Here is a 20,398-nt window from a genome sequence, read left to right on the forward strand (position 1 = left end):
CGTGACGACCCGTCTATTCCTCTTCGTGGCCGTACTTCCAGACCACCCGGTCCTCCCGGCCCGCCGGCTGCACCGGCAGGTCCTCCGGCGCGATCCGGACCTTGTCATCTCCGTCCTGGTTGAAGCCGAGGGTGGTAATGCGGTCGAAGAACTCCTGGTACCACTGCTCGCGTTTCGGGCCTAGCTCCTGCATCTCCCTCGCGATTCTCTCGAAGCGCGCCTCCTGCTCCACGCGCTCTTCCTCGATCCAGGTCTCCACTTCCGGGGTCTTCTCGTGGTCGATGTAAAGGTTCTTGAAGCTCATCGCTCTACCTCCTTGCTATTTCTTGTCAGTCAGGCCGCGTCAGTCAGCGGGCCGGCGCGCCTCCCCTGCCGCGAACATTGCCTCGATCTCCGTCTCGGCGAGCCCCGCCTCGCGCAGCACTTCGGCGCTGTGTTCACCGAGCCGCGGGGCGAGGCGGCGAATGCTCGCCGGCGTAAGCGAGAAGTTCGCCGGCGGGCTGCTCATGCGCACGCGCCCTTCCGTCGGGTGCTCGAACTCCTGCCAGAACCCGGAAGCCACCAGGTGCGGATCTTCGATCAGATCATCGAGGCTGTTCACCACCATCATGGGCACGTTGCTGTCGCCGAGGAGCTCGATCCACTCGGCGCGGTCCCGGCCGGCGATGATCTCGCCGGTCACCCGGTAGGACTCGTCGATATTGGCAAGACGGGTGGCCATGTCCGTGAAGCGCGGATCCTCGACCAGCTCCGGCCGGCCGGCGACCTCGCAGAACGTGCGCCAGTGGTTGTCCCAGTAGGGCAGGACGGCGAGGTACTGCCCGTCCCGGGTGCGGTAGGGCCGGCGATGCCTGGCCATCAGCCGCACGTAGCCGGCCTTGCCGATGGGCGGCTCGAAGGTCTGGCCCCAGAGATGCTCGGTCATGACAAAGGAGACCATGGACTCGAACATGGGCACCTCGATTTCCTGCCCTTCCCCGCTGCGCTCCCGGTGCAACAGTGCGGCGAGTACCGCCTGCACCACTATGAGCCCGGTGGTCTTGTCCGCAATGATCGTCGGCAGGTAGCGGGGCTCACCCTCGACCATACTTTGCAGCACCGCCACTCCGCTGGCCGCCTGGATCGAGTCGTCGAGAGCTCCCTTGTTGCCGTAGGGGCCCTTGCGGCTGTAGCCATAGGTCGCGCAGTAGACGACCTGCGGATTGACCGCGCGCACGGCCTCGTAGTCGAGGCCGAGGCGCTGCATGGCCTGGGGTCGGAAGTTGTGCACGACCACGTCGGCGTCGCGGATGATCGCGAGCGCCGCCGCCCTCCCCCGTTCGCTCTTCAGGTCCAGCGACACCGAGCGCTTGTTGCGGTTGCAGGTCAGGTACAGCGACCCCATGTCGTCGTGGTTGCGATGAGGCCCCAGGTTCCGATTGGTGTCGCCGGTCGGCGGTTCGATCTTGATCACGTCGGCACCCAGGTCTCCCAGCATCTGGCAGGCGTAGGGGCCGAGCACCACGCTCGTCATCTCGACGACGCGAACCCCGTCCAGCGGGGCACTCACGGCAGACGCTCCTCGAGTCCGTAGACCCGGCGCACGTTGTCGCGCAGGAACTTGCGACGGACCTGCGGCTTCAGGCCCAGGGCATCGATCTCGCCGATGGTGCGCTCGAAGCGGAGCACCGGGAAATCGGTGCCGAAGATGACTTTATCCTGACCGTAGGAGTTGAGGTAGTGCACGACGCTCTGCGGCCAGTACCTGGGGCTGTGCGCATCCGTGCAGAGAAAGACGTTCTCGTGCTTCCAGGCCATGGCGATCATCTCGTCGTGCCAGGGGATGCCCACGTGAGAACCGATGAGCTTGAGTTCCGGCAGGTCGCAGGCGATATCATCCAGGTAGATGGGCCGGCCGACGGAGCGGCAGCGATGCTCCTTCGAATAGATCAGCGACTGGCCCACCTGCATCTGGATCGGCACGCCGAGCTCGATGCACTTCGCGTAGAACGGGTAGTAGCGGGCATTGTTCGGCGGCAGGTCGAACCAGTGCGGGTAGAGGTGCGCGCCGATGAAACCCCGGTTGCGCACCGCGTCCTCGAGGGCACGGACCCCGTCCATGCCGGTAAACGGGTCGATACCGACCAGCCCGAAGAAGCGGTCGGGGTAGCGAGCTACCGCGTCCGCCACGACCTGCGGCGGCATGTGATAGCAGCCGGGCAGCCCGACGCGCCCCGCCTTGGCGGCGACCAGGAACGCGCACTCGATGCCGGCGGCGTCCATGCCCTCGAGCATCTGCTCCAGGCTGATGCCCGAGGAGTCGTGCTCACCCTTGACCTTGCCGATGAAGAACTCGTCGGTCCAGCCGGGCCGGTGGGAGAGCGCCTCGGCGGTCCAGATATTGACGACGGCGTCGATGGCCTTGTACGTCATGCGCTTCTCCCTAGAGTCCGAGCACGGTGATAGCGAGGCCGCAGCAGAGGACGACGCCGCCCGCGATCGCCTGGCCGAAGCGGGCGAGGCCGGGGAACTGCAGCCGCTGCGCGCCCCAGAGCGCGACCGCCACGGCGCCTAGCATGGTGGCAATGGTGACCAGCGCGAACACGCCCGTGACCGCCATTACGCCCGCTGCGCTCTCGCGCGCGGCGGGGAACATGAGCAGCGGGATCAGCGGCTCACAGGGTCCCAGGACGAAGACGATGAACAACGCCCAGGCCACGAGACCGCGCTGCTGCACGCCGTCTTCCGCCGCGTCGGGTCCGGTGTGCGGGTGGCTGTGTTCCGCGTGGTGGCCGTGGGGATGGCGGTGTCGCACCGCGCCGTGGCTGTGCCAATGACTGTGCTCGCGCGAGCGCTGCGCGCGGCGAAGGCCCCAGCTGAAGTAGACCAGGCCGAAGGCGACCAGCGCCCAGCCCGCGAGGTCGCCGCGCAACCCCTCGATCCACTCGAGGGTGCCGAGCCGGATGCCGAGGTACAGGCCCAGGAAGCCGAGCAGGACGGAACCGACGATATGGCCGCTGCCACAGAACAGGGTGACAGCGAGAGCCCGGCGCAGGGACCAGCCACGGCCCCGGGCGAGGGCGACGAAGGGCAGGTAGTGGTCGGGGCCGAGCAGCGTATGCACGAGGGCGATGGAAGCCGCCGCCGCCATCAAGGCAATGATTTCAGGCGTCATGCAACGCCATCTCCTTCCCCCCGGTGGCGCCGGGCGCCAACCAGATGTCCTATTGTTAGGTCATTATGTTATTTGTGGCCGGGAGGGCTTTGACCTGCATCAAGGTCTCTCGACCCGCACCCGGCAATATGTCATATTCATATACCTATAATACATTTTTGTCCATGGCGGCCCGCCGCCGCATGCTCCCGGAAATGATGGCAAGCACTCTTCTCGACAAGCTCTGGGCCCTGCACTGCGTCGCCGACCTGGGCGACGGCGAGTCCCTGCTCAACATCGACCGCGTGTTCCTGCACGAGCGCACGGGCAGCATCGCGCTGCAGGGCCTCGCGGACGCCGGCCGCTCGCTGCGCGACCCGGGCCGCGTGTTCTGCACCATGGACCACATCGTCGACACCTACCCGGGGCGCGGCGACGAAACGGCCATGCCCAGCGGGCGGGACTTCATCGTCGCCACCCGCGCCGCGGCCCGGGAGGCCGGCATCAGGCTCTTCGATGTGCGCGACCCGCAGCAGGGCATCGTTCACGTCATCTCGCCGGAGCTCGGTATTGCCCTGCCCGGCAGCACGGTAGTCTGCCCGGACAGCCACACCTGCACCCTCGGCGGGCTCGGCGCCCTGGCCTGGGGGATCGGCTCCACGGAGGCGGAACACGCCATGGCCACGGGCACGCTGCGGGTGCGCAAGCCCCGCAGCCTGCGCGTTACCTTCGACGGCGAGCTGGCCCCGGGGGTCACTGCCAAGGACATGATCCTCCACCTCATCGGCCGGGAGGGCGCGGGCGGAGGCGCAGGCCACGCGGTGGAGTTCGCGGGCAACGCTGTGCGCGCCCTGCCGGTGGAGGCGCGCATGACCCTGTGCAACATGGCCGTGGAGTTCTCGGCGTTCACCGGCTTCGTGGCACCGGATGCGACCGCCGCCGCCTACGTCGAGGGCCGCGAGTACGCGCCCGCGGGGAGCGAACTGGCCCTGGCCCGCGCTCACTGGCGCGAGCTGTTCAGCGACGACGATGCCCGCTTCGACCGGGAGCTGGTCATCGATGCATCGGCCATCGCGCCGACGGTCACCTGGGGCACGAGCCCGGAGCACTGCCTGCCGATCGGCGAGCCGGTGCCGGACCCCGCCAGCGAGGCAGACCCGGCGCGCCGCGAGGGCATGCGCAAGGCCCTCGGCTACATGGGCCTGGCGCCGGGACAACAGCTGGCCGGGCTGCCCATCGACGGCGCGTTCATCGGTTCCTGCACCAACAGCCGACTCAGCGACCTGCGCGCCGCCGCAGACTTGCTCCGCGGCAAGCGCGTGGCACCCGGGGTGGCCGCTGTCTGCGTGCCGGGCTCGACGTCCGTCAAGCGGGCCGCAGAGGCCGAGGGCATCGACCGGGTCTTCCGCGACGCCGGTTTCTCCTGGCGCGAGGCCGGTTGTTCCATGTGCTTCTATGCCGGCGGGGAGACCTTCGGTGCCGGCAAGCGAGTCATCTCGAGTACCAACCGCAACTTCGAGGGCCGCCAGGGGCCGGGCACCCGCACCCATCTCGCCAGTCCGGTCACCGTCGCCGCCTCGGCGGTCGCTGGCCACATCACCCGTGCAGAACGGCGCGTGGAGGCCGCCTGATGGAGCCGCTCTCACCGCTGCGCCGGCACACGGGCATCGCCGTGCCCCTGCTGCGCAACAATATCGACACGGACGCGATCATCCCCTCGCGGGAAATGAAGCGCGTGTCGAAGCACGGGCTGGGCGAGGGGCTCTTCGCAGCCTGGCGCTACACGCTCCCCGGCAGCCGCGAGGAGGACCCGGCCTTTATCCTCAACGAAGCGGCCTACCGGGACGCCAGCATCCTCCTCGCCGGAGCGAACTTCGGCTGTGGTTCCTCCCGGGAACACGCCGTCTGGGCGCTGCACGAATACGGCTTCCGGGTCATCATCGCGCCCTCCTTCGGCGGCATCTTCTACAGCAACTGCGTCCGCAACGGGATCCTGCCGGTGGAACTCGACGAGGCGGCCATCGCCGGTCTCGCCGACGCGATCGCCGCGGACCCGCCCGGCCGTCCGCTCACCGTCGACCTCGAGGCCGGCCAGGTGATCGACCCGGAGGGCCGCAGGCTGGGATTCACCATCAACCCGGGGCACCGGCGCATGCTCATGGAAGGCCTGGACGTGATCGGCCTGACCCTGGAGCGAGCCGCCGACATCGACGCGTTCGAGAAGGCGGACCGGCAGCGCCGGCCTTGGATCTACCGCTGACTCAGGTACCGGCAGCGACCCGGCCGTCGGCGAGCAGCGCCGCGATGCGCTCCTCATCGTAGCCGAGGGCCGCGAGGACCTCGCGCGTGTGCTCCCCCGCGCGCGGAATGTCCCGGCGCAGCGTGAACTTTGCACCGTGGAGTTCGAGCGGCAGGGCCGGCAGCCGGGTGGTCTGCCCGGCGTTGTCCCCATCCGTCAGGGTCACGGTCTGCAGAGCGCCGGTCGCGTTGAGGTGCGGGTCGTCGAACAGGTCTGCGGGACGGTTGATGGGCGCAAAGGGCACCCCGGCGCTCTCCAGCCGCGCCATGAGCGTCTCCTTGTCCAGGCCCCTGAACAGCGCCTCGATGACCGGCAGGATCCGGTCGCGCTGGCGAACGCGATCGTTGTTCTTCGCGAGACCGGGGTCGGCGGCGAATTCGGCGAGACCGAAGGCCTCGCAGAACCGCTGCCAGAGCGTGTCGCTGACCACGCCCACGAAGACGCGCTCGCCGTCCGCGGTCTCGAAGATGTCGTAGACCGACCAGGCCGAGCGGCGCACCGACATCGGCGGCGGCACCTCGCCGGAGACCGCCTGCTGCGCCATGTGCTGACCGACCATGAACGCCGTGGTCTCGAACAGCGAGCTCGTCACCTGCTCTCCCTGGCCGCTGCGGTGCCGGCGCTCCAGGGCGGCGAGGATACCGATGACACCGAACATGCCGCCCGTGATGTCGATCACGGAGGACCCCGCGCGCATCGGCCGGTCCGGCAGGCCCGTCATGTAGGCGAGGCCGCCCATCATCTGCGTAACCTCGTCGAGTGCCGTGCGCTGCTCGTAGGGTCCTGACAGGAAACCCTTCAGCGAGCAGTAGACCAGCCGCGGGTTGAGCGCCGACAGCTGCGCATAGCCGAAGCCGAGGCGATCCATCGCGCCGGGACGGAAGTTCTCGATGACGACATCGGCATCCGCTACCAGGCGGTGCACGACCTCGATACCCTGCGGGGACTTGAGATCGACGCAGATGCTCTTCTTGTTGCGGTTGTACATGGGAAAATAGCCGGCGCCGGAACCGCCCAGGCGGCGGGTGTTGTCACCGCCCAGCGGCTCGACCTTGATTACCTCCGCGCCGAGGTCTGCGAGAATGACCCCGACGGTGGGCCCCATGACCATATGGGTGAACTCGATGACCCGGATTCCCTCCAGCGGGGGCGATGCCTGCGCCATGCCAGCCTTGCTCCTCGTCCCGTGTAGCGGGCAGCCGCCTGTACCCGGCAACCACCCTTTTGTTATTATGATATATCATTAGTTCATTTACTGCGAACCCGTACGGTTCCTGCAGCCGTCGAAAGCGCCGCCGAAAGCGCCTGCGAGAGGGCCCGGGAGAGGCGGCGAAAGCAGCAGCCAGGGCGTCAACGGAGGAGAGCACCGTGGCCATCGATATCGAGATCAGTGAAGTCGGCCCCCGGGACGGGCTCCAGAGCATCCGCTCCATCATGCCCACGGAGGCCAAGAAGGCCTGGATCAAGGCGCAGCATGAGGCGGGGACACCGGAGATCGAGGTCGGCTCCTTCGTCCCGCCGCAACTGCTGCCCCAGCTGGCCGACACCGCCGAGGTCGTCCGCTACGCCACCACCCTGCCGGGGCTGCGGGTCGCCGCCCTGGTCCCGAACCGGCGCGGACTCGAGGGCGCCATCGCGGCCGGGGCGCAGAAAGTCTCCATTCCCTTCTCCATGAGCGAGACCCACTCGGTACGTAACGTGAAGAAGACCCATGCGCAGATGCGCGAAGAGATTGTCCGCTGCCTCGAGCTCCTCGCCGAGACACCCGCGGAGCGGCGGCCCGCCTTCGAAGTGGGGCTCGCCACCGCCTTCGGTTGCACCATCGAGGGGCCGATCCCGGAGGACCGGGTCATCCGCATGGCGGCAGACCTGGTCGACCTCGGCGTGGCGGAGGTCGGCCTGTCCGATACGACGGGCGTGGGCAACCCGCGGCAGCTCGAGCGGCTCGCCCGGGGCATCTGGTCCGCCTGCGGGCGGGAGCGGCTGACCGGCGTGCACCTGCACAACACCCGCGGCCAGGGCCTCGCCAATGCGCTCAAGGCCGTGGAGCTCGGCTTCACCACCATCGACAGTTCCCTCGGCGGTATCGGCGGCTGCCCGGCCGCCCCGGGGGCCTCGGGGAACATCGTCACCGAAGATCTCGTTTTCCTGCTCGAGGCCATGGGCCTGCGCACCGGTATCGACCTCGAGGCGCTCTTCGCCGTGCGCGAGCTGGTGCAGGCGGCGCTGCCGGACGAGGAACTCTACGGCTTCGCCGCCGCGGCAGGACTGCCGCTCGGTTTCACGGGGGCCGCGGCATGACGGCCGGCGGCAACGGGACCCTGCCGGTCACGAACCCGCGCACCGGCGAGATCGACTACCGGGTCAAGGCCTGGTCCGCCGACGAGATCGCCGGCGCAACGAGCAGCTTGCGGGATGAGGCCCGCGCCTGGGAGGCGCTGGGTGTCGATGGCCGTTGCGCGGCCCTGGAAGCCTGGGGCGAAGCGCTCGCTGCGCGCCGGGGCGAGCTCGGCGAGGCACTCACCATCGACACGGGGCGCCGGACCTTCGCCCACTTCGAGGTGCAGAAAGCCATCGACCTGATCAGCCACTGGAGCCGGCGGGCGCCGGCACTCGCCGCGGAAGCCCGGGGCGGGCAGTCGGCACAGGTGCCCAGCGTGCACTACCGGCACCGCCTGGTGCCCTACCCGGTGGTCGGCATCATCAGCCCCTGGAACGTGCCGCTGATCCTCGCACTCATCGACGCCGTACCCGCCCTGGCCGCCGGCTGCACCGTCCTGCTGAAACCCAGCGAGGTGACGCCGCGCTTCACCGTGCCCCTCGTCGAGGCGCTGACCGAGGTGCCGGCGCTCGCCCGGGTACTGCGTGTCGTCACCGGTGGTCCGGCAACCGGCGCCGCCGTCATCGACCAGGCGGACGCCGTCTGCTTCACCGGCAGCGTCGCCACCGGGCGTCTCGTGGCGGCGCACGCCGCACAGCGCTTCATTCCCGCCTTTCTCGAGCTCGGCGGCAAGGACCCGGCGATCGTCACGGCCACGGCGGACCTGGACAACGCCGCCCGGGCCATCGTGCGCAGTGCCATCGGCATGACCGGGCAGGCCTGCCAGTCTCTGGAGCGCGTTTACGTGCAGGCGGCGGTCTACCCCGCCTTTCGCGAAAAGGTCGTAGCAGAGGCAGAGCGCGTGCAGCTCAACTGGCCGGACATCGATAGCGGCCAGATCGGCCCGCTGATCTTTCCTCCGCAGGCCGAGAAGATCCAGGCCCAGCTCGACGACGCCGTGGCCCGCGGGGCGAGGATCCTGTGCGGCGGGCGCATCGAGCGTCACGGCGGCGGCCGCTGGTGCCTGCCGACGGTGCTGGAGAACGTGAGCGACGAGATGCAGCTCATGCGCGAGGAGACCTTCGGTCCCCTGATCCCGCTCGTTCCCTTCAACAGCAGCGACGAGGCAGTCCGCCGCGCCAATGACTCGAATTTCGGCCTGTCCGCGGCGGTCTTCGCCGGCACCGAGGACGAGGCCATCGCTATCGCGGAGCAGCTGGAGGTCGGCGCGGTCAGCATCAACGACGCCAGCCTGACCGGCATCGTCAACGATGTAGAGAAGAACTCCTTCCGCCTGTCCGGTCTCGGCGGCTCGCGCATGGGCGACAGCGGCTTCCGCCGTTTCCTGCGCAAGCGGGCGCTGCTCATACAGACGGCCGAGGCCGCCCCGATTACGCTGTTCAGCGAAGGGCAGGTGCCCGCCCAGGAACCCGGGTCAGGACCCTAGCCCAGCGCGATACCGAGCGCCAGCAGCGCCGGCGTCACCAGCGTGAGGGCAACGTGCTGCGCCATGTGCGGTATCAGCGCCGGGACTTCGTCGGCGTGGCGGGTGAGGCCGCGGAACGCCAGTGCGGCGACCGGCAGCGTGAGCAGGGTGAGCAGTACCCAGCCGGGCAGCGCGTCGAGGGCTACCGAGAGCAGGACCGAGAGGTAGGCCGCAGCCAGGAACAGGCCGTAGACACTGATACCCGCGCGATCGCCCCAGGCCAGCAGCAGGTGATTGCGCCCGGCCCAGCGGTCGGCCTCGCGGTCCGGGAACTGGTTGATCAGCAGCAGGTCGCTGACCAGGAACAGCGGCACCAGGGACGCGGCCGCGGCCGTGGCGCCGTAGTGGCCCGTCAGCGCGAAGTACACCCCGAGCACCATCAGAGGCCCGAAGGCGACCCCGGGGGCGAGCAGGCAGAGCAGCGGCGAGCGCGTGAGCCAGCGCGTGTAGAGCACGATCGTCACCACGCCGAGGAGTCCCAGCGGAAGCAGGGCCGCGCCGCGCAAATCGACGAAATAGAGCCCCACCAGCAGCACCACGAACAGGCTGACGAGGCCCGTCACCAGCGCGTAGTGGGCCTTGTCCGGATGCGCCGGCAGCGTACCGGTGCCGCCGCTGAAAGGCGTGCGCTCGGTGCGCAGGTCGAGGCCGCTGCGGAAGTCCTCGTACTCGTTGAGGGCGTTGACGCTCACGTGCGCGGCGAGGGCGCCGGCTGCCGCCAGCAGCAGGTGGGGAAGCTCGATGGCGTAGCCGTCATGGACGGCTGCCGCCCAGCCGAGGGAGACGCAGACCGGGACCAGCAGGAGGAACGGGGCTCGCATGGGGCCGAGGGTGGCGGCCAGGTGGGCGTTGATCACGGGGAATCCTTACAGACAGCAGGACGCAGGTCCTATGATAAAGGGTAACGGGCCAGGGCTGCACGCAACCGATCGAAGCCCTTGTAGTGCGCGAGGGCCGGCGGTGCCGCTGCGACCGCATCGCCGAGCGCGGCCAGGGCGCCCGGCCGGTCCACCAGCGCCTCGAGCGGGTGCAGGAACACGCGGATGGTAAATACGACGGCCCCGGTGCGCGGGAGCCGCACCAGGGTCTGGCGCTCCACGCGGTAGTAGAGCGACGCCCCGGGGTCGGAATCCGCGGAGGCCCCGGCGCGGCCGTCATGGAAGAGACCGGGGTCCGCCTGCAGCGTCCAGTTGAAGCGCTGCACGGGGTGTGCCGGGCGCAGGTGATCGAAGAAGCGATCGATGCGCGGCGACAGGTCGTCGTGGATACCGGGGATCGGGTCGTGGATCTGCCGCAGCGGCCGCCCGAGCTTCTCGGCCAGGCGCCAGTGGCTCGGGCTGCACAGGCTGGCGGCCGTGAGCCGGTAGCCACCCTCGCCCCGCTCCATGATGACGAGATCCTCGGCGACCAGCAGCGACAGGGACCAGAGCGGGTCGGCCGTGGCCGGCGGCCAGGGTACGGAGAAGCCCGCGGCCGTGCAGTGGATGGCCTCCTGGTCGCGCCGGTAGGCATCGCCGTGAGCCTCCAGGAGGTGGCGCAGCAGCTGCTCCGCCAGCTCTTCCTGCGCCGGCAGGGAACCCGGCAGCCAGCGGTAGACGGCAGCCATGTCGTCGGCGGCCAGCGCCTGCTTGTGCGCGTGGAAGCGGCCCAGGCTGGTATCCACCTCGATCCAGCTGCCACCGGCGAGCGGCGACAGGCCCATGGCCAGGAGCTCCGGCCGGGTGCAGTGCGGCAGATAGCGCGGGGCGCTGTCGTCGAGGATCACGGGCGCTCCTTCCCGAGGGGCTGACGGGGCGCTACCGTAGCGGATACTTCCCGCGGACGCGAGAACCCGCCATGCGACTTTTTTTTGGTCTCGACCCGCTCGCCGGGGACAAGCGCGCCATCGACAGCTGGCGGCAGCGGGTGGCCTCGGCGGACGGCCGGCCGGTGCCGCCCGCGAACTTCCATCTCACCCTCGCCTTCCTCGGCGAAGTGGACGAACGCCGCCTCGAGGCGCTTTGCGACGCGGTCGACGGACTCGCCCTGCCCGGGGCCGGTGAACTCAGCCTCGACCAGGTGGGCTACTGGCCGCGGCCGGGCATCTTCTGGATCGGGCCCGCCGCTCCGCAGTCCGCCCTGGAGGCCCTCGCCGGGGACCTGGGTCGCGCGGGGCAGGCGGTGGGCGCGGGACGGGAGCGCCGGCGTTTCGTGCCCCACCTCACGCTCTACCGCGGCTGCCGCGTGCCGCCACCGGCGCCGGCCGAGCCACCCGACCTGCCCTTCCGCTATCGCGGGGTCACCCTGTTCGAGTCGCGGCGGGGGCGGGACGGCGTCCGCTACGAGCCGGTCGCCGCCTGGGAGGGCGAGGGCAAGGGCCCCGCTTCAGCAACGGGACGCTGCGATGATGCTCAGCGATAACCGCGCGCGAACGCGGCATCGAGGTCCGCCAGGAGGTCGTCCACGGCCTCCAGGCCGGCGTGCAGGCGCAGCAGCGTCTCGCCGGGCGCAAGCCGCCCGCTCGCCAGGTCCCGGGTCGGGACCATGGGCAGGGCCAGGCTTTCGAAACCGCCCCAGGAATAGCCCATGCCGAACAGCTCGAGGCCGTCGAGGAAACGGGCAAGGCACGCCTCGTCGAGCCCGGTGAGCACGATGGCAAAGAGACCGGAGGCACCGCGGAAGTCGCGCCGGAAGATCTCGTGGCCGGGGCAGCCCGGCAACCCGGGGTGGAGCACCCGCGCCACCTCGGGTCGCTGGCCCAGCCACTCGGCAAGCGCGTAGGCGGCGCGCTCGTGCGCGGCGAGGCGCACGGCGAGGGTACGCAGCCCGCGGCGCGCCAGCCAGGCATCATCCGGCGCGAGGTGAACGCCATTGCCCAGGACGTAGCTCCGCAGTCGCTCGTACAGCGAGGCGTCCGCCGTGGTCGTGACGCCGAACATGGCGTCCGCATGGCCGTTCAGGTACTTGGTACCGCTCTGGATCGCCAGGTCGACGCCGTGCTCGAGGGGGTTGAACAGCAGCGGCGTGGCCCAGGTATTGTCGATGGCCGTGAGGGCGCCGGCTGCCCGCGCCACGGCGGCGATGGCGCCGACGTCCTGTACCTCGAAGGTCACCGAACCCGGCGATTCGAGGAAGACGAGGCGCGTTTCCGGCTCGAGCCAGTCGCGCAGGCCCTCGCCGCAGCAGGGGTCGTAGAACGTCGTGCGGATGCCGAGGTCGGCCAGCCGTCCGCGGCAGAGCTTGCGGGTGGGGCCGTAGCAGCTGTCGGGCATCAGCAGGTGGTCACCGGGGCGCAGGAAACACTGCAGCACGTCGGCAATGGCGCCGAGGCCCGAGGGCGACAGGACAGCGCCCGCGCTGCCATCGAGGGCCGTGAGCGCATCCTCCAGCGACCTGGTGGTCGGCGTGCCGAGACGCCCGTAGTAGAGACGCTGGCGGTCCAGGGGATCGGCCTCGCCGGCGCGCAGCGCCGCAACGTCATCGAAGAGCACGGTGGAGGCCCGGTACACGGGCGTGGCGACAATGCCCCAGCCGGTGTCGACATCGTGCACGAGGCGGGTTTCGGGGGCGACGCGTTCGGGCTTCATCGCGGGTCTCCGGCCGGCGCGGCCGTCTGGACGCCACCGGCATTGTCTGCAAGAGTAGCGACGGGTGGCGGCCAGGTGGTGCCGCCGACCTGCCCGTGACCACGCCCGTCATCACAAGAGCCGCATCATGCCGAAAATCATCCTGCACCACTACCCGGAGTCCCCCTTTGCGGAGAAGATCCGCCTGCTGCTCGGCTACAAGCATGCGAACTACCAGGCCGTCACGATCCCGGTCATCATGCCCAAGCCGGACCTCCTGCCGCTTACCGGCGGCTACCGGCGCACGCCCGTGATGCAGCTCGGGGCCGACATTTACTGCGACACGTCACTCATCGCGCGGGTGATCGACGAGCTCCTGCCGGACGGCACGATCTACCCGCCGGGGAACGAGGCGACGGTGGCGGCAACCGCCCGCTGGACCGACAGCGTCTTTTTCCGCACCTGTATCTCCGTGGCCTTCCAGCCCCGGGCGCTGGCCGAGAGCCCGCTGTTCCAGGACCAGGCGGCCGCCGAGGCCTTCCTGCGCGACCGCGCCGAACTCGCCGGCGGCGCCAGCCTCACCCTGCCCCCGGAGACCGCGCTGCCCCTGTTCCACAACCACCTGGGCAACCTGGACCGCCAGCTCGCCGGTAGCGCTTTCCTGTTCGGCAACCAGCCGACGGAGGCGGATTTCTCCAGCTACCACTGCTGCTGGTTCGTACACCAGAACGCCGCGCTCGCCGGCGAGTTCGACCACTACCCGAACCTGCGCCAGTGGATGTCCGTGATGCGGGAGTTCGGGCACGGCGAGCTGGAGACGATCAGCGGGGAGGAGGCCCTCGATGCCGCGGCCGCGGTGTCGCCGCGCGTCGCCGAGGGCCAGTCCCTGGAGGCCCTGGACGGCCTGCGGCCCGGTGAACAGGTCGAGGTGATGCCGACGGATTACGGCTTCGACCCGGTCCGCGGCGTGCTCATGCAGTCGAGCGTGGAGCACCTGAGCCTGCTTCGCGAGGACCCCCGGGTCGGCACCGTGGCCGTGCACTTCCCCCGCGTGGGCTACCAGGTCACCCGCGCGGCGGACAAGGGCTGACTCAGAGGAAAGCGCCCCAGTAGCGGTACACGAGCGTGCCGAGGAAGGTCCCGAGGGCATAGCCCAGTACCCCCACCAGCACCCCGGGCGTCACCAGGCTGTGCCAGCCCCGCGTGGCTGCCAGCGCCGGCGCCGTGGTGGCGCCCAGCACCGCCGCGTTGGATGCCGTCACCAGTTCCGGCACCGTGAGTCCGAGCAGCCGGCCCAGGCTGAAGGTCACCAGGGCATGCAGCGTGAGCAGGATCAGCACCAGGGCGATGAGCAGTGGCGCGACGGCGAGCATTGCCGGCACGTCGGCGCCGGCGGCGATCGCCGCAAAGAACACGAAAGAAAGCGCGACGCCGAGCTCGAAGCTGCCTGCCAGGCGCTCGTGCAGACCGGGTACCGCCGTGGCCAGGACCAGCGTCAGGGCCGAGAGCAGCACGTAGCGCCAGCCGTCGAGCTCGAGGGCGGCGACCAGGGTGTCGGTGACCGCGACCAGCACCAGCGAGGTCGCGAGCGCCAGGCACAGCGTGGCGGCGGTCACCGCAGGTGCGGGCCCGGACTCGGCGGCACCGGTCTCCCGGTGCGCCGGGAAGCGCCGCGCGAGCCAGCGCCAGCCCGGCGCAAGGGCGAGAAAACCGAGGTAAACCGCGCTGAACAGGTTGTCTGCGGCAGTCGCCGCCGAGAAGAAGGAGGCGTCCCGGTTGAGGCCGGTAAGCTCTCCCAGCGCCGCGTAATTCACTGAGCCGCCGACGTAGGTGGAGGTAAACAACCCCGCCACCGCGGGCTCGCGCAGCGCTGGCGCCAGCCCCGCGGCCGCGCCGAGGCTGCCGAGGTCCAGCACAAGCGCGGCAACGGTCACGCCGGCCACCGTGCCCAGGGCGGCGACCAGGAAGGCCACCGTCAGGCGGGCACACTCGCGGAACAACCGCCGCAGGTCCGCCTGGAACAGGAACAGCGGGATCAGCACCGGGACCAGGTAGGTGAACACGAAATCGTAGGCCGGCGCGGCGTGGGGAATGAGTCCCAGGTTCGCGGCCGCGATCGCCCCGAGGATCGCGATCACCGCCCCGGTGAGGTGGCTGCCGATACGCGTCCGCTCGAGCAGGAAGGCCGCGCCGGCGATGGCGAAGAGGCCCGCCATGACGGCCAGGTGCTCGCCGGGGGCCACCAGGCTCACCGGCGACCCCCGCGTGCGGGGGCCGCCTCAGCCACCGATCGGTGATCCCGGCGGCAGCTTCCGGGCCGGGGGCGGCGGCGGAAAGCCCTGGCCGGCTTCGGTCGCTTCGATCAGCGCCAGCTGGTAGGCATAGAAGGCCGCGTAGCCCGGCGCCGGCCGCAGCTGCCGACGGAAGAAGCGCGCCACCCGCTCCAGCACCGCATGCGCCTCGGCGCGGACCTCCGGTGCCACCGCCTCGGCGGTGAGCAGCGAACGCCAGTGACCCAGGAGCACCGCCGCGGCGCGCTGGGTCAGCAACCGCTCCTCGCCGCTGTGCACGGGCGTTACCAGCGCCGCCTCGAGACGGCGGAAGAGCCCGTCCACGCCAGGCTGCGCCTTGTCGACGGCATGTTGCCAGGCCATCCGCGCGAGGCGCTCCGGGTGCAGGAGGACGCCGAGGGTGTGCGCGGCGCCGGCCTCGGCCAGGGAAACGGGGTCGGGCAGCGCACCCATGTAGCTACCCGGGTTCTCCCGGGTGCGTTCATAGCCGTAAGCCTGCGGCGGCAGCTGCGCCCGCAGCTCGGCCGGCAGCGCGAGCTGTGCCGGCGCGAGGGTCGCCAGCAGCGCGTCCAGCGCCCGCTGCTGCTCAGCCGCCGGCATCGGCTGCTGGCGATAGGACCGGCCCGGCTCGCGGACGGCGTAGCGGTAATCGACACCGCCGAGCCACTTGCCCACGGCCTCGACCTGGTAGCGGTGGTAGAAATAGACCGGGACGAGGATGCCCTCGAGCGCCGAGTAGGGTGTACCCGTTTTCAGGGTCTGCTCGCCGAGACGGCCGAGGGCGACCCCGCGCAGGGACAGCATGCGCTCGAGTTCCGCCACCGCGTCCGCGCCGTTGTCCCAGAGGTGGCTGCGCGGGTGGAAATCCCGCGCCTCGCGGGAGTCCGGGTCGGAGATGAACTCGAAGCCCGCTTCCCGCCCCTCGCGCACGAAGGCCGCGAGGGCCGCGCGCTCCTTGCTGCCTTTCCCGAAATGGCCGTAGCCGTAGGTGATCGCGCGCTTGTCCCAGGCACCGATGCCGGTGTCGTAGGCGCCGGCAAGCGTGACCTCGCCGTTGTCGTCGAGACGGATCAGCGGCTGCGGGTAGTCCATGACCGAGGCCCGGTCGCGGCCGCTGGCGGCGAAGTTGTGGGCGAGACCCAGCGTGTGGCCCACCTCGTGCGCGGAAAGCTGGCGGATGCGCGCGAGCGCCATGGCGGAAAGCTCCGATGCCGGCTCCTCCCCCGTCTCGAAGGGCGAGGTCATGCCCTGGGCGATGAGCCAGTCCTGGCGCACGCGCAGGGAACCCAGGGTGACGTGGCCCTTGATGATCTCCCCGGTGCGCGGATCGAGGACCGAGGACCCGTAGGACCAGCCCCGGGTGGCCCGGTGCACCCACTGGATCACGTTGTAGCGTACATCCATGGGGTCGGCCTCCGGCGGCAGCAGCTCGACGCGGAAGGCGTCCTCGTAACCGGCGGCCTCGAAAGCCTGGTTCCACCAGCCCGCCCCCTCGAGCAGCGCGCTGCGCACGGGCTCGGGGGTGCCCGGATCGAGGTAGTAGACGATGGGCTCGACCGGCGCGCTCCGGTCGGCGCGGGGGTTGCGCTTCTCGAGGCGGTGCCGGGGGATGTAGCGCTGCGTTACCGGCTCGTCGACGGGGGTCGCGTAGTCGCGGTAGCTGAAAGACCAGAAGCCGGACTCGGGGTGGAAGGCGCGGGGCTCGTAGCCCGGCTCCGGCAGGGCGACAAAGCTGTGGTGCATGCGCACGGAGAAGCTGTGCGGATCCGGGGCCACGGCCTCGAGAAACTCGCCGGGGTCGTCCCCGGTAAAAGTGATCGTCGCCTCGAACTCGCTGTTGCGCGGGAAGCCCTTCGTCCGCGGCAGGTAGAGGGCGGAGCGGTCCGGGTCCACCTTGAAGGTCCCCTGCTCTTTCGCCGCGAGATCGCGGGCGAGCCCGCGGGCATCGCGGAGCAGGAAGTCCGTCGCATCGACCAGGACGGCGCCGTCATGGCGCGCCACCACGGGGAACCCCCAGAGCACCGAGCTGGCGAAGGCCTCCTCCACCGCCGCCCGCTCCTCCGCGCTGTCGGTCACCGCGCGGAACGCCGTGTTGCGCCGGTGCAGGAGCACACGCTCACCGGCGGACTCGAAGCGCACCAGCGCCGCGGGGCCGCTGTCCAGCTCGCCGCGGTCGAAACCGAGGTCGTTGGAGCCGACGCCCTGGGGCAGGCCCGTCTGGTAGATCATGTCCTCGCCGAAACGGTCGATGGCGAGGTACAGGCGGCCGGCCTGCCGGTCCACGTAGAAGGGCAGAAAGCCGGGCACGGCCTGCATGTCGCGGGTGTAGTCGGCGATGGCGCCGCCCCCGGCGGGCGCCTGCGGGTCACCGCCGCAGCCGGCGATGAGCAGCGTGGCGGCCAGGGCGAGGAGCAGGCGCTTCATGCCTCACCCCCCTGCGCGCGCACCAGCCGGGCCGTGGTTGTCGCCGTGGCCGTGAGCCGGCCGTCGGCGGTGAACAGCTTGCCGCTCATGAAACCCGTGCTGCGGCCGGCGCGATCGATGAACCCCACGGCGTGGTAGCGCCCGGCGCGGGAGGGCTCGAGGAAGCTGACCTTGATTTCCAGCGTGGCCACGTTGCTGACTCCCGGGACATGGGCGAAGGCGGCATGGGACATGGCGGCGTCGAGCATCGCGGTGACAAAGCCGCCCTGGATGATGTCGACCGAGTGGCAGTAGTCCCGGCTGATCTCGAAATGCATGGTGCAGCTGGCCTCGTGGTGGTCCACGGCGGCGACGTGCCCGCAAAGCAGGTCGAGGAAGCCCGGTCGCATCGCGTTCATGCGCTCGATGACCGCCGAGCTGTCGGGCAGGCTGCCGGTCTCGTTCGCGGTCTGGTTGTCAGCGGCGTCCATGGCGTGTTCCCCTTCCTCCATCCTGGTGGCTGGCTGGCCCGCGATCATAGCCCAGCGCGCCCGGTCGGTACCATGGCAGCCCCGCACCGGCTGGCGCGACAGCGCGGCTGCGGGCTTGCATTGGCGCCGCATCCGGTTCAGGATACTGGATCATTTTCCACTATATTGGACAGCACAGCGAGCACGCTCATGGATGCACTGGTCAAGCGGGAGGCCGCGCCCGGCCTCAGCCTCGAATCCGTGCCGGAGCCGGCGGTCGGTATCAACGACGTCCTGATCCGCGTCAGGCGAACGGCCATCTGCGGCACGGACATGCACATCTACAACTGGGATGCCTGGGCCCGGAAGACCATTCCCGTGCCCATGGTCGTCGGCCACGAGTTCGTCGGCGAGATCGTCGAGGTCGGCAGCAACGTCAACGACTTCCGCCCGGGGCAGATCGTGTCCGGGGAGGGGCACGTGGTCTGCGGCCGCTGCCGCAACTGCATGGCCGGGCGCCGCCACCTCTGCGCGCACACCAGCGGCATCGGTGTGAACCGGCCGGGCGCCTTCGCGGAGTACGTGGCGCTGCCCATGTCCAACGTCTGGGAGCACAGGCCCGGTATCGACCTGGACGTGGCCGCCCTCTTCGATCCGCTGGGCAACGCCGTGCATACGGCGCTGCAGTATGACCTCCTCGGCGAGGACGTGCTGATCACCGGCGCCGGACCGATCGGCGCGATGGCCGCCGCCGTCTGCCGCCACGCCGGCGCGCGCCACGTCGTCATCACCGATGTCATCGACGAACGCCTGGCCCTGGCCGCGCGGCTCGGCGCGACGCGCACGGTGAATGTCACCCGCGAGAAACTCGCCAATGTCCAGGCCGAGCTCGGCATGCAGGAGGGCTTCGACGTCGGCCTGGAGATGTCCGGCAACAGCGCCGCCTTCAACGACCTCATCGCCAGCATGTGCCACGGCGGCAAGATCGCCATGCTCGGCATTCCCGGCGAGAACACGGCCATTGACTGGAACACCGTGATCTTCAACATGCTGACGTTGAAAGGCATCTACGGCCGCGAAATGTACGAGACCTGGTACAAGATGTCGGTCATGGTGCAGAGCGGCCTCGATGTGTCGCCGGTGATCACCCACCGCATGGACTACCGCGACTACGAAGACGGCTTTACCGCCATGAACGCCGGCAAGGCGAGCAAGGTCATCCTGAACTGGGATGACGAGCAATAACGGGGAGCAGAGCGATGTACGGCAACTTCCGGGAGCACCTGGCCAGCGAACTCGAGGACATCGAGGCGGCGGGGCTGACCAAGCACGAGCGGCTCATCGCCACAGCGCAGGGGGCCCACGTGGGCGTCGCCGGCGACGGCGAGGTGCTCAACCTCTGCGCCAACAACTACCTGGGGCTCGCCCAGCACCCGGCGGTGAACGCCGCCGCAAAGCAGGGCCTCGAGGACTGGGGCTACGGCATGGCCTCGGTACGCTTCATCTGCGGGACGCAGACGCTGCACAAGGACCTGGAAAACGCGCTCAGCGCCTTCCTCGGTACCGAGGACACGATCCTCTACCCCTCCTGCTTCGACGCCAACGGCGGGCTCTTCGAGACGCTCCTCGGCCCGGAGGATGCGGTGATCTCCGACGAGCTCAACCACGCCAGCATCATCGACGGCGTGCGCCTGTGCAAGGCACAGCGCTACCGCTACCGCAACAGCGACATGGCGGACCTCGAGACGCAGCTCAAGGCCGCGGACGCCGCCGGCGCCCGCTTCAAGCTGATCACCACGGACGGCGTCTTCTCCATGGATGGCTACATCGCCCGCCTGGACGCCATCTGCGACCTCGCCGAGCGCTACGGCGCGCTGGTGCACTTCGACGACTGCCACGCCACGGGCTTCGTCGGTGCCACGGGACGGGGCACCCATGAGCTCACCGGCTGCATGGACCGGGTCGACATCATCACCGGCACGCTCGGCAAGGCCCTCGGCGGCGCCAGCGGCGGCTACACGGCGGCGCGCGGCGAGATCGTCGCCCTGCTGCGGCAGCGCTCGCGCCCCTACCTGTTCTCCAACACCGTCGCGCCGCCGGTCGTGGCCGGTGCCATCAAGGCGCTGGCCCTGGTCGACGAGGAACCTGCGCTGCGCGAGCGCCTGGCGAACAACACCGCGCGCTTCCGCGAGGGGCTGCAACGGCAGGGCTTCGAGCTGCTCCCGGGGGAGCACCCGATCGTCCCGGTGATGCTGCACGACGCGGCGCTCGCCGCGCGCTTTGCCGACGAGATGCTGAAGCTCGGGGTGTACGTGGTGGCCTTTTCCTACCCGGTGGTGCCCAGGGGAAAGGCGCGGATCCGCACGCAGATGTCCGCGGCGCTGTCCGACGACGACATCGAGCGGGCCCTGGAGGCCTTCGCGCGGACCCGGGAGACTCTCGGGCTCTAGA

At 69.9% G+C, this 20,398-nt stretch carries 19 protein-coding genes; 8 read left to right on the forward strand and 11 right to left on the reverse strand.

The annotated features are described in order from the left end of the window. Positions 1 to 13 precede the first annotated feature (13 nt). Genes RKE50_RS09480 through RKE50_RS09495 form a run of 4 tightly spaced genes read right to left on the reverse strand, consistent with a single transcriptional unit; the run spans position 14 to position 3,154 of the window. The gene (locus tag RKE50_RS09480; protein WP_350036137.1) at positions 14 to 304 is read right to left on the reverse strand and encodes a hypothetical protein; all 291 of its coding nucleotides are present in this window, start codon (positions 302 to 304) and stop codon (positions 14 to 16) included. Between the two features lie 39 nt (positions 305 to 343). Continuing rightward, positions 344 to 1,549, reverse strand: a complete 1,206-nt coding sequence (locus tag RKE50_RS09485; protein ID WP_350036138.1) for a CaiB/BaiF CoA transferase family protein — start codon at positions 1,547 to 1,549, stop codon at positions 344 to 346. Continuing rightward, positions 1,546 to 2,412 (reverse strand): amidohydrolase family protein, encoded by an 867-nt coding sequence (locus tag RKE50_RS09490; protein ID WP_350036139.1) that lies wholly within the window; start codon positions 2,410 to 2,412, stop codon positions 1,546 to 1,548. Before RKE50_RS09490 ends, RKE50_RS09485 begins: the two co-directional genes overlap by 4 nt. 10 nt (positions 2,413 to 2,422) lie before the next feature. Continuing rightward, positions 2,423 to 3,154, reverse strand: a complete 732-nt coding sequence (locus tag RKE50_RS09495; protein ID WP_350036140.1) for a hypothetical protein — start codon at positions 3,152 to 3,154, stop codon at positions 2,423 to 2,425. A 164-nt stretch (positions 3,155 to 3,318) separates the two neighbouring features. Here RKE50_RS09495 and RKE50_RS09500 point away from each other — a divergent pair, with 164 nt between their 5' ends. Both RKE50_RS09500 and leuD read left to right on the forward strand, forming a co-directional pair. Next, entirely contained in the window at positions 3,319 to 4,764 is a 1,446-nt protein-coding gene (locus RKE50_RS09500; protein ID WP_350036141.1) for a 3-isopropylmalate dehydratase large subunit, read from the forward strand. Continuing rightward, positions 4,764 to 5,393 (forward strand): 3-isopropylmalate dehydratase small subunit, encoded by a 630-nt coding sequence (gene leuD / locus RKE50_RS09505; protein ID WP_350036142.1) that lies wholly within the window; start codon positions 4,764 to 4,766, stop codon positions 5,391 to 5,393. Before RKE50_RS09500 ends, leuD begins: the two co-directional genes overlap by 1 nt. Position 5,394: 1 nt before the next feature. Here the strand turns inward: leuD and RKE50_RS09510 are convergent, their stop codons facing one another. Then, on the reverse strand, positions 5,395 to 6,597 hold the full coding sequence (locus tag RKE50_RS09510) for a CaiB/BaiF CoA transferase family protein (RefSeq protein ID WP_350036143.1): 1,203 nt from the start codon (positions 6,595 to 6,597) through the stop codon (positions 5,395 to 5,397). A gap of 203 nt (positions 6,598 to 6,800) precedes the next feature. On the opposite strand from RKE50_RS09510, the gene RKE50_RS09515 reads away from it, so the two are divergent. Further along, on the forward strand, positions 6,801 to 7,733 hold the full coding sequence (locus tag RKE50_RS09515) for a hydroxymethylglutaryl-CoA lyase (RefSeq protein WP_350036144.1): 933 nt from the start codon (positions 6,801 to 6,803) through the stop codon (positions 7,731 to 7,733). After that, on the forward strand, positions 7,730 to 9,199 hold the full coding sequence (locus RKE50_RS09520) for an aldehyde dehydrogenase family protein (protein WP_350036145.1): 1,470 nt from the start codon (positions 7,730 to 7,732) through the stop codon (positions 9,197 to 9,199). The genes RKE50_RS09515 and RKE50_RS09520 overlap by 4 nt, the downstream gene beginning before the upstream one ends. On the opposite strand, the gene RKE50_RS09525 is transcribed toward RKE50_RS09520, so the two are convergent. Continuing rightward, entirely contained in the window at positions 9,196 to 10,095 is a 900-nt protein-coding gene (locus RKE50_RS09525; RefSeq protein ID WP_350036146.1) for a prenyltransferase, read from the reverse strand. The two genes, RKE50_RS09520 and RKE50_RS09525, sit on opposite strands and share 4 nt — an antisense overlap. Positions 10,096 to 10,127: 32 nt before the next feature. Then, a complete protein-coding gene (locus RKE50_RS09530; RefSeq protein ID WP_350036148.1) occupies positions 10,128 to 11,003 on the reverse strand; it encodes a heme-dependent oxidative N-demethylase family protein in 876 nt (291 codons plus the stop codon). Between the two features lie 71 nt (positions 11,004 to 11,074). Here RKE50_RS09530 and thpR point away from each other — a divergent pair, with 71 nt between their 5' ends. After that, on the forward strand, positions 11,075 to 11,638 hold the full coding sequence (gene thpR, locus RKE50_RS09535) for an RNA 2',3'-cyclic phosphodiesterase (protein ID WP_350036150.1): 564 nt from the start codon (positions 11,075 to 11,077) through the stop codon (positions 11,636 to 11,638). On the opposite strand, the gene metC is transcribed toward thpR, so the two are convergent. Beyond that, entirely contained in the window at positions 11,629 to 12,804 is a 1,176-nt protein-coding gene (metC, locus tag RKE50_RS09540; protein WP_350036152.1) for a cystathionine beta-lyase, read from the reverse strand. The genes thpR and metC overlap by 10 nt on opposite strands. Before the next feature lie 127 nt (positions 12,805 to 12,931). Here metC and RKE50_RS09545 point away from each other — a divergent pair, with 127 nt between their 5' ends. After that, complete coding sequence (locus RKE50_RS09545; protein ID WP_350036154.1) at positions 12,932 to 13,873, forward strand: glutathione S-transferase family protein; 942 nt, start codon at positions 12,932 to 12,934, stop codon at positions 13,871 to 13,873. Position 13,874: 1 nt separating this feature from the next. Here the strand turns inward: RKE50_RS09545 and RKE50_RS09550 are convergent, their stop codons facing one another. Genes RKE50_RS09550 through RKE50_RS09560 form a run of 3 tightly spaced genes read right to left on the reverse strand, consistent with a single transcriptional unit; the run spans position 13,875 to position 17,968 of the window. Beyond that, complete coding sequence (locus RKE50_RS09550; protein ID WP_350036155.1) at positions 13,875 to 15,035, reverse strand: DUF819 family protein; 1,161 nt, start codon at positions 15,033 to 15,035, stop codon at positions 13,875 to 13,877. 27 nt (positions 15,036 to 15,062) lie between these two features. After that, positions 15,063 to 17,498, reverse strand: a complete 2,436-nt coding sequence (locus RKE50_RS09555) for a zinc-dependent metalloprotease (protein ID WP_350036156.1) — start codon at positions 17,496 to 17,498, stop codon at positions 15,063 to 15,065. Then, positions 17,495 to 17,968, reverse strand: coding sequence for a PaaI family thioesterase (locus RKE50_RS09560; protein WP_350036157.1), 474 nt, complete (start codon positions 17,966 to 17,968; stop codon positions 17,495 to 17,497). The genes RKE50_RS09555 and RKE50_RS09560 overlap by 4 nt, the downstream gene beginning before the upstream one ends. A 189-nt stretch (positions 17,969 to 18,157) precedes the next feature. Between RKE50_RS09560 and tdh the strand changes: the two genes are divergently transcribed. Next, positions 18,158 to 19,192, forward strand: coding sequence for an L-threonine 3-dehydrogenase (tdh, locus tag RKE50_RS09565; protein WP_350036159.1), 1,035 nt, complete (start codon positions 18,158 to 18,160; stop codon positions 19,190 to 19,192). 14 nt (positions 19,193 to 19,206) lie between these two features. Beyond that, positions 19,207 to 20,397, forward strand: a complete 1,191-nt coding sequence (gene kbl / locus RKE50_RS09570) for a glycine C-acetyltransferase (protein WP_350036161.1) — start codon at positions 19,207 to 19,209, stop codon at positions 20,395 to 20,397. The last annotated feature ends 1 nt before the right edge of the window (position 20,398 follow it).

Origin of the sequence: Pseudohaliea sp. (genome assembly GCF_040217025.1) — a bacterium.
Lineage (GTDB): Bacteria > Pseudomonadota > Gammaproteobacteria > Pseudomonadales > Halieaceae > Pseudohaliea.